This window comes from Planococcus lenghuensis, assembly GCF_001999905.1.
GTDB classification, from domain to species: domain Bacteria; phylum Bacillota; class Bacilli; order Bacillales_A; family Planococcaceae; genus Indiicoccus; species Indiicoccus lenghuensis.
The window spans coordinates 1751995-1765267 of sequence record NZ_CP019640.1; the positions used below are offsets into that span (position 1 = coordinate 1751995).

The 13273-nt window shown below is 47.0% G+C and carries 11 protein-coding genes and 2 pseudogenes; 10 read left to right on the forward strand and 3 right to left on the reverse strand.

Annotation, left to right across the window (positions count from 1 at the left end):
* Window positions 1-408 precede the first annotated feature (408 nt).
* From B0X71_RS08930 to B0X71_RS08965, 8 genes and pseudogenes are all read left to right on the forward strand, one after another.
* Window positions 409-1374: pseudogene (locus B0X71_RS08930) on the forward strand (ABC transporter ATP-binding protein).
* 35 nt (window positions 1375-1409) lie between these two features.
* Window positions 1410-2024: an ABC transporter permease gene (locus B0X71_RS08935; protein ID WP_077590952.1), complete on the forward strand. Its 615-nt coding sequence runs from the start codon at window positions 1410-1412 to the stop codon at window positions 2022-2024.
* Window positions 2021-2920 carry a glycine betaine ABC transporter substrate-binding protein gene (locus B0X71_RS08940; RefSeq protein WP_077589085.1) on the forward strand — a complete coding sequence of 300 codons (900 nt, stop codon included), beginning with the start codon at window positions 2021-2023 and terminating at the stop codon, window positions 2918-2920. The genes B0X71_RS08935 and B0X71_RS08940 overlap by 4 nt, the downstream gene beginning before the upstream one ends.
* A gap of 334 nt (window positions 2921-3254) precedes the next feature.
* Entirely contained in the window at window positions 3255-3902 is a 648-nt protein-coding gene (locus tag B0X71_RS08945) for a flavodoxin family protein (protein ID WP_077590953.1), read from the forward strand.
* A 395-nt stretch (window positions 3903-4297) separates the two neighbouring features.
* Complete coding sequence (egtB, locus tag B0X71_RS08950) at window positions 4298-5569, forward strand: ergothioneine biosynthesis protein EgtB (RefSeq protein WP_077589086.1); 1272 nt, start codon at window positions 4298-4300, stop codon at window positions 5567-5569.
* Between the two features lie 219 nt (window positions 5570-5788).
* On the forward strand, window positions 5789-6910 hold the full coding sequence (locus B0X71_RS08955) for an oxidoreductase (RefSeq protein ID WP_077590954.1): 1122 nt from the start codon (window positions 5789-5791) through the stop codon (window positions 6908-6910).
* A 333-nt stretch (window positions 6911-7243) separates the two neighbouring features.
* Window positions 7244-7627: an N-acetylmuramoyl-L-alanine amidase family protein gene (locus tag B0X71_RS08960; protein WP_077589087.1), complete on the forward strand. Its 384-nt coding sequence runs from the start codon at window positions 7244-7246 to the stop codon at window positions 7625-7627.
* 392 nt (window positions 7628-8019) lie between these two features.
* Entirely contained in the window at window positions 8020-8919 is a 900-nt protein-coding gene (locus tag B0X71_RS08965; RefSeq protein ID WP_077589088.1) for a metallophosphoesterase, read from the forward strand.
* Window positions 8920-9057: 138 nt separating this feature from the next.
* Here the strand turns inward: B0X71_RS08965 and B0X71_RS20890 are convergent, their stop codons facing one another.
* On the reverse strand, window positions 9058-9219 hold the full coding sequence (locus B0X71_RS20890; RefSeq protein WP_198038715.1) for a hypothetical protein: 162 nt from the start codon (window positions 9217-9219) through the stop codon (window positions 9058-9060).
* Window positions 9220-9657: 438 nt separating this feature from the next.
* Here B0X71_RS20890 and B0X71_RS21670 point away from each other — a divergent pair, with 438 nt between their 5' ends.
* Both B0X71_RS21670 and B0X71_RS08970 read left to right on the forward strand, forming a co-directional pair.
* Window positions 9658-9966 carry a hypothetical protein gene (locus B0X71_RS21670; protein WP_332309470.1) on the forward strand — a complete coding sequence of 103 codons (309 nt, stop codon included), beginning with the start codon at window positions 9658-9660 and terminating at the stop codon, window positions 9964-9966.
* 30 nt (window positions 9967-9996) lie between these two features.
* Window positions 9997-11028 (forward strand): copper amine oxidase, encoded by a 1032-nt coding sequence (locus B0X71_RS08970; protein WP_332309471.1) that lies wholly within the window; start codon window positions 9997-9999, stop codon window positions 11026-11028.
* Between the two features lie 1046 nt (window positions 11029-12074).
* Here B0X71_RS08970 and B0X71_RS21375 read toward each other — a convergent pair.
* Complete coding sequence (locus tag B0X71_RS21375; protein ID WP_077589089.1) at window positions 12075-13046, reverse strand: RNA-guided endonuclease TnpB family protein; 972 nt, start codon at window positions 13044-13046, stop codon at window positions 12075-12077.
* A gap of 19 nt (window positions 13047-13065) precedes the next feature.
* Window positions 13066-13218: pseudogene (locus B0X71_RS21740) on the reverse strand (helix-turn-helix domain-containing protein); the annotation flags it as partial.
* Window positions 13219-13273: the final 55 nt, after the last annotated feature.

Consider the following 13273-nt stretch of genomic DNA (forward strand, 5'->3'; position numbering starts at 1 on the left):
TTTTTCATCAGTCTCACGTTTGGCGCTCATGACCTGAAGGAGGCACTACGTAAAACAGGGATTGCTATTCTGTAGATATTATACGCCTTGGGTTATATGGGCTTTACAGTGCTGCCGGATTCAGATACCTATTGGGTCCGCCCCGCAGGGCCAGGACTTTCCTTCATCGAAGTAAAGGGCCAGAAAAAAATTTTTATGCGGCAATATGCAAAATCATGGCATATAACTTAATGCATTTCATGAAAATGTTCAAACAACATCCGATTCTGACAGAAGGAACCATTATCGACGAGAGTAAGCAGAACGTCGAAGAATAAGTTATTTAGTTAATCCTATATCCATAATTTCCCATCGCCAGGAGTTGCCGGATACATTAAAATAGAAAAAAGCAGAAATGAGGAGGAAGCCATGATCCGGTTTGAGGGAGTGACGAAGCGGTTTGCTGATGGAACTGAAACGCTCAGTGAGTTGTTACTTGAAATTCCAGGTGGTGGGCTCACAGTGATCATCGGTCCAAGTGGCTGCGGGAAGACAACTTTGATGAAGATGATCAATAAGCTGGAGACACCGACAGCAGGCGATGTTTTTATAGAAGAGCAACGTGTTTCTGCACTTGATGACGTATCGCTGCGCAGATCAATCGGTTACGTGATTCAGCGAATTGGCTTATTTCCGCATATGACCATCAGCCGGAATGCGTCGCTCGTGCCTGACTTATTGAACTGGCCCAAAGAGAAAACAGCAGCGCGTGTCAGTGAATTGATGAAGATGACAGGGCTGGATCCGGATATTTACTTGCAGCGGTATCCGCTTGAATTGTCGGGTGGCCAGCAGTAGCGGATCGGTGTTGTGCGCGCACTTGCTGGCGATCCCGATATTATGCTGATGGATGAGCCGCTTTCAGCGCTTGATCCAATCAGCCGGGAACAATTGCAAGATGAACTCCGCAACTTACAAAAAGCAATCCGGAAGACCATTGTTTTCGTGACGCACGATATGGACGAGGCTTTGAAGATTGCAGATTGGATTGTCATCATGAGAGATGGCAAGGTGGAACAGACGGGCACACCTGCAGAAATTGTCAGCCGACCGGCCAGCCCATTCGTGGAAGAGTTCATTGGCCTTGAGCGGCTGAATCGTCGTCAGACGCCTGGGAAGCAGCAGCTGATCAGATTCTCCGGACTGTTCCAAAGTGAGTGGCACGGGGAAGCGGAACCGATTGCTTCATCAGCCACAGTGGAAGAAGCGGCGAGACAATTGCAGAGGAGTTCCATGAAACAATTGGCAGTCACGGAAGGAGAAAGGCTGCTTGGGTATGTGAATGAAAACAGATTGCTGAAAGCTCTTCTCGCCGAAGAAGGTGAGAGCGCTTGAGGGGGTTCATCGACACGGTCATCACCCGGCAGGATATGATCCAGACAGCTCTGTTTGAGCATATCTTCTTATCGTTTATCGCAATAGCGGCTGGCATTGTGATTGCACTGCCGGCAGGTATACTGATTTCACGACATGAGACAGCCGCAGAGCCGGTCATCGGTGTAACTGCCATTCTCCAGACCATCCCGAGCCTGGCGCTGTTCGGTTTCCTGGTGCCGGTTGTCGGGATCGGTTCACCGACCGCATTGATCGCTTTGATCATATACGCACTGCTGCCGATTCTGCGCAATACATACGCCGGTATCGTAGCGGTCGACGGGGCGATAATAGAAGCGGGACGGGGGATGGGGATGACGACTGCCCAAGTGCTTTGGAAGATTGAGCTGCCGCTTGCCTTGCCATTCATCATGGCGGGAGTCCGGACAGCAACGGTACTGACGGTCGGTGTAGCCACTCTTGCGACATTCGTCGGTGCCGGAGGCTTAGGCGATATTATTTATCGCGGGCTGCAGTCCTATAACAATTCGCTCGTGCTTGCAGGAGCATTGCCGGTTGCCCTGCTTGCGATTGCTTTTGATTGGCTGCTGAAATTAGTTGAGCAGAAAACCACACCGAAGGGGTTAAAACGACAGGGGGAGAAGAATTGAGAAAAGCAGGATTAGGGATGCTGACAGCTGCTGTGCTTCTTGGAGGCTGCAGCGGCGGAGAAGAAGCGGCTGAGCCGATTGTCATTGGTGGCAAGCCATGGACGGAACAATATATTCTGCCTCATATTCTTGGGCAATATATTGAAGCGCATTCCGATTATGAAGTGGAGTATGAGGATGGACTGGGAGAAGTGGCAATTCTGACGCCTGCCTTGGAGCAGGGGGAAATTGATCTGTATGTGGAATATACAGGGACTGGACTGAAGGATGTTCTGAAGATGGAATCAGAAGCCGGGCAGTCATCTGAAGAAGTGCTCCAGCAGGTGCGTGCGGGTTACGAGGAGGAATTGGGCGCAACGTGGCTCGAGCCGCTCGGTTTTGAAAATGGTTATACATTAGCTTATTCCAAAGAAAGCGGATTTGAAGCTGAAACCTATTCCGATCTTGCAGCTGTTTCCCGTTCCCAAGAGCTTGTATTCGGAGGACCTCACTCCGTCTATGAGCGTGAGGGGGACGGCTATGACGATTTGACCGAGGCGTACAATTTTAACTTTGCCGGAACGGAAAGTTTTGATTCAGCAGTAATGTACGAAGCGGTTCGAAGTGGAGCGGTGGATGTAATCCCAGCCTTCACGACGGATAGCCGGATTGGCCTATTCGATCTTGCAACGACAAAAGATGATTTGAACTTCTTCCCGAAATACGATGCGGCTCCGGTCGTCCGACTCGAGACGCTTGAAGAGTATCCGGAACTGGAAGAAGTGCTGAACGGACTCGCCGGTGAAATCAGCGAGGAAGAGATGCTGGGAATGAATGCCCGCGTGGATATCGACAAAGAACAGCCGCAAGACGTGGCACATGACTTTCTGATTGAACAAGGATTAATTGAAGAATAGCTTTTAAATCCCGTAGGACTTTCTGCGGGATTTTTTGCAGCTAAAGCTTACTCATAAGGGCACTCGTTGTTTCACGCATCACACCGATCATGTTGGTCAGATTCTGGTGCATGAGCCGCATTTCGCCGGGTTGCCATTCCTTTTCCTACTTTCCGGTTTTCCTGTTTTCTTTCATTGACAGGAACAATAAGCAATAAGGGATGTCATTCAATGCCATCTTCTCACTTTAACTGAAGGTGAGTTGGAAAATTTATCCCGTTTCCTTCTGCTTCTCTTAGGGAAAGCACTAACATTAGGTGAATTTAAAGGAGGAAGAAGAATGGAATTAGAAAGCATGCGACTGAAAGCATTGGTGTTGAACTGTACGCTGAAGAAAAGCCCGGAAACGTCAAATACAGAGGCCCTGATCAATGAAACGCTCAAGTTTTTTGATAAAGAAGGAGTGCCGACCGAAGTCCTCCGGCTGGCGGATTACAACATTGCGCACGCGATGAAAGTCGACGCGGGAGAAGGGGACGATTGGCCGAAAATCCACCGGAAAGTGTTAGATGCTGACATTCTGATCGTCGCTACCCCCATCTGGATGGGGGAGAAGAGCAGCTATGCTACAAAAGCCATTGAACGGATCTACGCAGGAAGCAGTGATACGAATGACAAGGGGCAGTACATTTACTATAACAAGGTCGCCGGCGCAATTGTAACTGGCAATGAAGACGGAGCGAAGGATAGTGCCAAATCGATTTTGTATGGGTTGGGTCATATGGGCTTTACGATACCGCCAAATGTGGATACCTATTGGGTCGGTCAAGCAGGGCCGGGTCCTTCCTTCATTGAAGCGGAGGGTCAAAAGAACAGCTTCACGATGCAGCATGCGAAAATTATGGCTTACAACCTCATCCACTTTGCCCGGATGTTCAAACAGAAGCCGATCCCGTCGGAAGGTACCGTCATCGACCAGGACAAGCAAAACGTGGATAAGTAATCCCCTCGTGCTTTTGAAAAAATAGAAACAAGAAGAGAGATTCGTATGATTGATAAAGCGATGATGAAAGCAATCAGTGCCGTGATAGGCGCCAAGTTGGATCAATCAAATCTCGTGACAGTGTATAAGGAACTCTGAGTTCGCCTGAATCTAGTGTGTCATGATGCCAGATGAGCAAGTGATAAAAGAACGGGGGAAGACCGTTAAACAGGTTGTTCCTCGGTAAATAGGAAACTGAATTAGGAGAAACAGCGACTTCTGGCTGACAGGAAGTCGTTGTTTTAGTGACATAAGCTGAAACTAAGAGAAGAGCAGATCAATGAAAGACATAATTCAGCGCATTCCATTGTACGAGGAAATCCCGAATCCAATAAAAGCCTGAGGGGAGTTTTACGATGACAAGCATGACCGACACCGCTTTAGTTAAACACTTTACAGACGTACGGGAACGGACACTGAAGCTCATACAGCCACTCGAAACAGAGGATTTCATCATTCAGTCCCACCCCGACGTCAGTCCGCCGAAATGGCATATCGCTCATACTACCTGGTTTTTTGAACGGATGATTTTGAAGGAATTCAAAGCGGATTATGAGGAATTCAATCCTGTCTTCGATTTTCTGTTCAATTCGTATTACAACACCATTGGGCCTTATCAGCCGCGCCATCAGCGAGGCGTTTTATCGAGGCCGACAGTGGAGGAAGTCATCAGCTACCGTGCTTCCGTAAATGAACACGTACTGAGGCTATTATCGGAGTCGCGGGAACCGGAGATTCAGCAGGAAATTGAGCAACTGGTGAACCTGGGTCTTCAGCACGAACAGCAGCACCAAGAACTGATTCTGATGGATGTCAAATACAATTTCTTTGTCAATCCGCTTTTTCCAACTTATACAAAAAGGGAAGAACTCCCCGCCGTTGGAAGAAAGGAAAGCAACTTTATCCCATTTGAAGGTGGGTTGGTGGAAATCGGGCATAACGGGGAGGGGTTTTCATTTGATAACGAACGCCCCCGGCATAAAGTCTGGCTGGAGCCCTTCAAGCTGGCGGCTAAGCCCGTCACAAATGGGGAATACCTGGCGTTCATCGAAGACGGCGGTTATGAGAAATCGGAATACTGGCTGTCGGACGGCTGGAACGTCGTGAAGGACAACGGCTGGAAAGCGCCACTTTATTGGATGAAGGACGAGCAGGGAAACTGGAATATCTTTACTTTGTCGGGTATCCAGGAATTACACACCGAGGAACCGGTTTCTCACGTTAGTTTTTATGAAGCCGATGCGTTCAGCAGATGGAAAGGCAAACGACTGCCGACAGAAGCGGAATGGGAATATGCCTCCCAAGGAATCGCCATTCAAGGAAACACTATGGAAAAAGAGGTGTATCACCCGATGCCGGCTGAGGGAGACGCACAGGCACCCCTCCTAAAAATGTTCGGTGATGTATGGGAATGGACAGCGAGCGCATACTCGCCGTATCCAAGAAGCAAACCGCTTGAAGGCGCCTTAGGAGAGTACAACGCAAAATTCATGAGCAATCAGATGGTCCTGCGCGGCGGATCATGCGCTACACCTGCCAGTCATATCCGGGAAACGTACCGGAACTTTTTTCCACCGGACAAGCGATGGCAGTTCGGCGGCTTCCGCTTGGCGGAGGATCGGGAATGAGAACAGACGAGCAGGAAAGTGAAGACTTGGACTTGAATTACGAAACGAAAATTTGATGGACGTTGCCAACATGGTAAGATTCTTTCTATGTTTGCATTATATTCAGTGTGAAACATAAAGGTTTAAAGGAAGATCACTTTAGAACAATCCGGATTGCTATTGAGATAACCAAAGAATTGAACCGATTTACAATAAAACACAGAAAGAATGGTGAAAGCAATGAACAATGAAAAATTCCCATCTTTGTTTTCTGAAGGTGAATTGAGCAATATTAAATTGGAGAACCGGGTTGGACTTGCTCCGATGACACGGACAAGTGCAACAGAAAGCGGACTGGCCACGGAGGATATGGCGCAGTATTACGCCAATTTCGCCCGGGGAGGATTCGGTCTGATTTTGACCGAAGGGACTTACACTGATGAATTGTACAGCCAAGGTTACTGGAATCAGCCTGGTATTGCGACGAAGGAACAGGCGGAAGCGTGGAAGCCAGTCGTCGAAGCGGTCCATCAAGAAGGAGCCAAAATTATTTCCCAATTGATGCATGCCGGCGCCTTATCGCAAGGCAATCGTTTCAATGAGCAGACAGCCGGACCGTCCGCCGTCAAACCGAAAGGCGAGCAATTGGGCTTTTACGGAGGACAAGGGGAATTCCAGACACCGCAAGAAATGACTCAGGCAGACATCGATGATGTAATCGCAGGATTTGTCACGGCTGCAAAAAACGCCAAAGAAGTCGGATTTGACGGTGTGGAAATCCATGGCGCAAACGGGTATGTCCTCGATCAGTTCCTGACCGATTACACGAACCAGCGGGACGACGAATACGGCGGCTCGGTCGAGAACCGGCTGCGCCTCGCGCTTCAAGTGACGGAAGCTGTCCGTCACGCTGTGGGATCCGATTTTCCGGTCGGAATCCGTATCTCACAAGCGAAAGTGAACGATGCCGACCATAAATGGGCGAACGGGGAGGCGGAAGCTGAAGCGATTTTCAGCCGATTGCAAGAAACCGGTGTGGATTATATCCACATAGCTGAGCCGGATGCCGCATCTCCTGCTTTTGGAAACGAAGGACCGACACTGGTGGAATTAGCGAAAAGACACGGAAAAACCTTTGTAATCGCTAATGGCTCAATAGGAACTGGGGAAGCGGCCGAAGCGGTATTGGGCGATGAAAAAGCGGACCTGGTAACCATCGGTAAAGCCGCACTCGCGAATCAGGATTGGGCAAAGCGGGTAGCGGAAGGACAAAAGTTGGAAGCATTCGATTTCCAGAAAATGTTGCTTCCTAAAGCAACATTGAAGCCGTTTGAGTATCAGCCACTAACGAAGAAATCCTAAGCTGCTGAGTTAGCATAAAACACCTTCGAAATTGTACGGGTTTAAATTGTACAGAATTCGAAGGTGTTTTTGCTTAGGCGGGATATAGATAGGTAAGCAAAAGATGAAAATTAGGAGACATCCTCACTTGGGGCGTTAAAATAAAGCGAAGCGGATAGGTGTTACTGCTTAATATCCAGAAATAAACTGCTTCTTATGTCCGCTAATTGCCAGGGCAATTGTTTAGCTTACGACCTTTTAGACCGTTCGATCGTCGATGATTCTAGTGGCCATTCTGTGCCAACTGATTAATTCGGTTTAACTTCCTTTGGTTCTTGGATTTAGTGATATTGAGTGAGAAACCTACGAAAGTTTCGATTCTACTATGCAGGAGCATATGCCGCCAGTCCATATGTAGCAGAGTCTCGTGCATCGGCAATTTTTCTTCAAGCACGGATACGGGAGACGTGGAATTTGAAAAACCGAGGGGTAAATCCGTTCGGATATGGAAATTTACATGTATTGCGAGAAAATACAAAGCCAGCAGCATTTGTGGAAACGGGCTTCATTGATTCCAGTGCTGATATCCAGTATCTAAAATCAGACTTTGAACGGAAGCGTATGGGCTGTGCTCTCTATCTTGGGGTACTTGACTATTTTTATCATTATAAAGGCCGTCAAGATGTCTTGCCTTTATACAATGCAGTAGATGGCACTACCAGCAAGCGATTGCATTGATGAACAAAAGAGGATAACCCAACAGCCAGCCTAAAAAGGCTAGGATGGAGGGTATCCTCTTTTTTATTGAGCTTTTTAACAGCTATTGAATCGACCAATCTGCAAAAGGATGAAATTGAACGATGATTGAATAAGATAAAAGGGAAATCTTTTCCGAGAACAAAAAGAGACATGTCCAAGCAGAATTTTTCTTTCCTACTGCCTCCCATTAACGACTAGGGTGTGGCCGATGTTGAAAGGAAGTCCTGCTTTTTTCACGTTTTATACAACTAGCTCAGGAATAGCTTTTCGAACCACTTCCTTCCCTCTATTCCGTAACCGGTTTACAATATTTTAACCTTCTGTCTTTATACTGAGCCGAACAGCGTTATGTGAAACAGGAGGGGACGGTTTTGAAAAAATGGTTAGTCATCTCGGGCTTACTACTTGCAAGCATCGCTCTATTCATTTGGATTAATAATAAATGGATCACTGTCTCAGAGTATACAATTACTTCACCTGATATACCAAAAGCATTTATCGGGGCGCGTATTGTGCATATTTCGGATTTGCAAAGAACGACGTTTGGCGAAGAACAGTCTCCAATTCTGAAAAAAGTTGCAGGTGCAGAGCCGGACTTGATTTTTGTGACCGGCGACTTAGTAGACAGCGATAGCTATCAGCTAGAACCAGTTTTAACTTTAGTCAATGGGCTTAAAGAAATCGCAGAAGTCTATTTTGTTACTGGCAATCAGGAGATTTCCAAGGGGCGTTCTGAAGAAGTGTTATTCGCACTTAAAGAAACAGGAATCACTATATTAGAAAACGAAATGGTTGATTGGACACTGGATGGAGAAACGATTTATATTGCCGGTATTCATGATCCGTTGATGAGCGCCAGCAACCATAGCTCAATGAAAGATTCCACTATTCACGATCCGTTAATGAGTTATTCTGAAAGGATGGACAATTATGTCCAAAAATCTCTCAATGAAATTCCGTTCACGGGTACTTTCACGTTGCTCCTCACGCATCGGCCGGAACTAATTGATATTTACGCGGAATCGGAAGCGGACGTAGTATTTTCTGGACATGCACACGGTGGACAGATTCGTATTCCAGGGATCGGGGGTCTATTTGCTCCAGGACAGGGAGTTTTTCCGGATTTGACACAGGGAGTGCACGAGTTCGGAGGTGCCCAGTTAGTCATCACCCGCGGGCTCGGCAATAGTAGTTTCCCACTTCGCATCAATAATCGTCCGGAAGTGGTAGTGGTTACATTGAAAAATAAAGAGGTGCATGTGATTGACTGAAAGATTTCTGATTCATATTTCAGTGCTGACTCTCTTGCTTTAACGGCAAAAACCTAACTCCTTTCTCCATCGGGTCAATTTGCATAAATAGTAAAAATAGAAATTCTCTAGTTATTTAACGCTGATAACGGAAAATCTCTATAGGTTTACTATTTGAATAAATACTTTACTACCACCTATTACTTGATAATCCCCAAGACCAGTTAAATAAACTAAATCACCAGCGTCAGCAAGTGACATAACAACACTTTCATCAGTTACTTGTTCTTCCGGCCTAGCCATTTGTGTCCGTTTTTCCAAACTTCTTAAAACAATGCCCTCTTATCATCAAAACGAGTGGTCGGTAGTCGTGATAATATATTACGTTCAACAACTTTTCTAACCCATCTAGTGTATATGCATAATCCACGATGATTTTATAACTGCTTTGGTATTCAATAACTTTTAATCAAACTCCTAACTTTTGATAAGAGGAATAGCTCTTATGACTTCATGAAGCGGTATTCCGAAAAGAAGGCAGGAATAAATGACAGCTAACAGATTTAAAACATTAAAATCTCGAAATAAGAGGTTTGCATTCAGGTAAGATAGCATCAGTCGGATACACAAGGGGAATTTAAAAAAATTTTAACTTTTTTTGAAAAAATGTGATCTAAATCTGTTTTTCATCCGTTTAGTAGGTGTAAGCAGATCAGAGGCAATGGAACACAGCAATCAAAAACAAGGAGGAGTTCGCACATGAACATGAACAAGAATTGGAAAAAAGGGATGGTCGCAATTCCGCTCAGCTTTTCTCTAGTAGTCCCCATGGCATCGGGTGTCGCCGCGTCGGGTGGCGAAGAAAACATGCACGGCCAAGGACAGCCGACCGTCGAAACGGCAACCGTCGAGTTGCGGTCCACTTTAGGCCATTTGCTGAGTGAACACGGGTTCCTCGCAGTGGAAACGATGAGAAACGGGGCTGCCGGGTCAGCCGACTTTGAAGCGTCTGCCATGGCTTTGAGCGCCAACACGGAAGATTTGACGGCAGCCATCACTTCGGTCTAAGGGGAAGAAGCAGGCCAGGCCTTCCACGACATGTGGAGCGCACATATCGGCTACTTTGTTGATTACGTGAAAGCCACCGGTGCAGGAGACGAAGCGGCCAAACAGGCGGCGTTGGATGAACTAGCGGAATATCGGGCCGACTTCTCCAGCTTCCTGGAAGGCGCCACCGATGAACGGCTGAAAGCAGAAATGCTCGCAGAAGGACTTCAAGTGCATGTGAATCAGCTGATCGGCGCTTTTGACAGCTACGTCGCCGGCGATTTCGAACAGGCATATGAATATGAAAGAGCAGCGATTGAGCACCTTCATATGGTCGCAAAAGGATTATCCGTCGCGATTGTGGATCAGTTCCCGGATGAGTTCAACAATACGAAAGCAGACACACCGGCCGGGGACTTGCGGGCTCACCTGAACCACCTGTTGTCTGAACATGCGGGACTGGCAGCGATCGTCATGCAGAATGGCTTGAACGGATCCGAAGAGTTTGAAGCATCCGCCAAGGAATTGAGCGCCAATACGGAAGATTTAACGGCAGCCATCGCTTCTGTGTATGGGGAAGAGGCAGGCCAAGCTTTTGAAGAGATGTGGTCGGAACATATCGGTTACTTCGTTGATTATACAGAAGCGACAGCTGCAGGTGATGAAGCGGCAAGACAGGCCGCGTTGGACGAACTTTCCATGTACAAAGAAGACTTCTCTAGCTTCATCGCGACAGCGACAGATGGAGAAGTACCGGCTGAGGTAATGGCTCAAGGGCTGCAGACGCATATTGAGCAATTGACGGCAGCGCTTGATCTGTATGCAGCAGAGGATTACGAGGCTGCATTTGAAGAGATCCGCGGTGCTTATGCCCATATGTACGGGGCAGCCAAAGGCTTATCCGGTGGCATCGTAACTCAGATGCCGGAGAAGTTCAGCACTGAAATGCCGGGCATGCCGGAAACCGGCATGGGCGGAACAGCCGATTCAGCTGAAATGGCTTGGATGTTGTGGGCCCTTCCGTTCCTCGCCCTTGCCGGTGGAGTTGCCGTTGCAAGAAGAAAAGAAGAAAACGTACAGTAATAAAAATTTGTGGAGGAAGAGGGGAGCGATTCCCCTCTTTTTTTCTATACTGAAGAAGGACGAAATGAAGACCCGCGTAAACAACACGCCTAATTTACGACTTATTCCTGTCGACAACTCCCAATAATGACCCCAACTTTTCCACTAAACCCTTTGCAATAGAGAATGAGCTTGATTCCGAGCTCTTCAAGCTAAAAACCGATACAAATGTTGCATGGAGGTTAATATCGAAGGCACTTAAACCGACAAAGACGGAGGTGAACATACTACAAACGGATACTGAAACACGACTCTTAGCACCGGCTTTATCTGAATCTACTTAGCAGGTTAAAGAACATTGTAATTGAAGAAGGAGGAGAGCAGTAAAAGGCAAACGAGAGCAAAAGAAACTTTTTTAAGCCATGTATGAATAATCAGTGATTAAGTCAGCCTTATATCAGTAGCTAATTTTGAGGTTAATTAAATTTAACACACTTTAAAAGTATCTTATAGCGTTTTAGTAAGTATAAACAAGGCCAAACTAAGAGTCTTAATTATCCTTTTTCGATGATTGTTAGTATAGATTTTTTGAAATTCCTCCAGAAGTCTTTACTTAAATTTCCCTATTCTTGCGTCTTCTCTTTCGGAATGCTAGTCCACTGAGCTATCTCACTCTCGTGATTGCTTCTTTCACTCTTTCTTTATACACGTACGAAGTCTTTCAATGCCCCTAAAATTGTTTGGGAACTTATAGTGCAAAATAGCTGAACAAGCACATCGGTACTGGTTCAATTACTCAGTTCAAAGCCCATTGAATACTACTTAATTCTTCATGCAGTTTTTTCAACTTGCCTTTCATCCAGTCGTGCTCGCTTTGCAATCTGAATCGTAAACTATTCCCCATTGAAATGGGGAGCTTCGAAAGGCAGTGACCTTCCGTTATGTTTACCGTAATGGACCTTCCAAACTTTTCTGCACTTCATCGGGTCGTCCCCTTCCCCTTCCGGTTCCCTGGTGTTACCGACCCTTCATACGCATCGACCGCTGTTCCAACGGCAGCGGGGGAGTTACCCGATTTGTTTCAGTCCTTCACGCAGGATGTTGGTCGCTGCGTTGATGTCGCGGTCATGTTCGGTGTGGCACGCCGCACAGATCCATTTCCGTTCGTTCAGGTTCAAGAGTGTCTTCTTTTTTTCGCAATTTGAACAGACGCTGGACGTGGCTGTCCAACGGTCGACGAGCAGGACCTGTCCGCCTTTTCTTTCCGCTTTGTACGTCAGGAAACGGCGGGATTGATACCAGGCGGCGTCCTGGATGTGCTTCGCCAGCCGCTTGTTCTTCACCATGCCCCGAACGTGCAGCTTCTCTACGTACACGACTTGGTTGTCGTCGGTAATGCGTTGGGAAAGTTTATGGTGCAAGTCTTTCCACTGGTTGGCGATGAGCGCATGCAGCTTCGCGATTTTTCGTTGCGTTTTCAAGTAGCGGTGGCTGCCTCTCTGCTGCTCGGCGAGTTTCCGCTGAAGTTTTGCCAGCCGTTTCTGCGTTTTTACGTAATAGCGCGGATTTGTCTCTTTATGGCCGTTGGAATCGATGAACAGATAGGTTAGCCCCATATCGATACCGATTTTATCAGAACGCCGATGGACTGGCGTCGCTTTCTCTTTTTCTAACAAAAGCGAGCAGGTGATGACGCTCGCTTTCTCTGAAATGGTCGCGCTGCTGATGCGGTGATTTCGCTTTTTCGCGCGCCGCAGCACTTTTTCCGAACACGCACAGCGGACCCAGCCGAGTTTCGGCAGTTTCACCTGCTTGAAGTCTGCGGATAACGCGATGTTGTTGTTCGTCTGGTTCGTTTTGTATGATTGCTTGTTGTGCTTGGACTTGAACACCGGGTACTTCGCCCGTTTTTCGAAGAAGTTCTGGTATGCGCCGTCGAGGTCGAAGACTGCTTTCTCCAGTGCAAACTTGTCCACTGCCTTGGGCCATGGGAAGGCCTGTTTCATTTCCTTCAGGAATTCCTTCTGTTTTTTTATCATTTCGCCGACCACATGCCTTGCTTCGCTTATCGAGCAAGCGGTTATAGAAAAATCGACGGCAGCCGAAGATCCTTTTCACTTGGGTCAGCTGCCGGTCATCCAACATCAGTCGAATCTTGACGCCATAATGGTCGAACTTCTCTCCTTTTTTCATCCAATCACATACAAACATGCGTTCTTATTTTTTCAATATACCGTTCGGGAAGGGGGAATCAAAAGAAAACCTA